Origin of the sequence: Microcystis sp. T1-4, assembly GCF_000297435.1 — a bacterium.
In the GTDB taxonomy this organism is placed as follows: domain Bacteria; phylum Cyanobacteriota; class Cyanobacteriia; order Cyanobacteriales; family Microcystaceae; genus Microcystis.
Genome location: NZ_CAIP01000384.1, coordinates 1 through 642 on the forward strand (window position 1 = coordinate 1; position 642 = coordinate 642).

1 pseudogene is annotated in these 642 nt (G+C 38.3%); it reads left to right on the plus strand.

The features are described from left to right. Window positions 1-642: pseudogene (locus MICAI_RS27300) on the plus strand (Rpn family recombination-promoting nuclease/putative transposase); the annotation flags it as partial.

Genomic DNA, 642 nt, shown 5'->3' on the forward strand with positions numbered 1-642 from the left:
CCTCAATTGATAGATTATTTAGATAGGGACTCGATTACTTTTTTAGACAAAGAAGTATTTACCGATGTCACCGAAGGAGAAAAGTATGAAAGCGACTTAGTAGCACAAGTTAGGTTTCGAGGAAAAGAATCTTTCTTTCTGATTCATCTGGAGGCGCAGCAAAGTTCCGGCCAGTGGTTTAACCGGCGAATGTTTACTTATTTTGCTCGCTTTCATGAGAAATTTGTCTTACCGATTTATCCGATTGTAATTTTTTCTTATTCAAAGCCAAAAAGAGAAGCGATTAGTCAATATGTAGTCGATTTTCCTGATTTTAAAGTCTTAGAATTTAACTATCAAGTCGTGCAGTTAAATCGATTAAATTGGCGAGATTTTCTCAATCAGCCGAATCCGGTTGCTTCAGCTTTGATGGCGAAGATGAACATTGCCGAGAAAGAGTGAGCCAAGGTAAAAGCGGAATGTCTGCGCTTGTTAATTACTTTAAGGTTAGATGCGGCGAGAATGCAATTGATTTCTGGATTTATTGATACTTATCTCAATCTAAATCCGGTGGAAGAGAGACAATTTCAAGAAGAGATTAGCACATTTAGTCAACCCGTACAGGAGGGAGTTATGCAAATTACCACCAGTTGGATGCGTCAA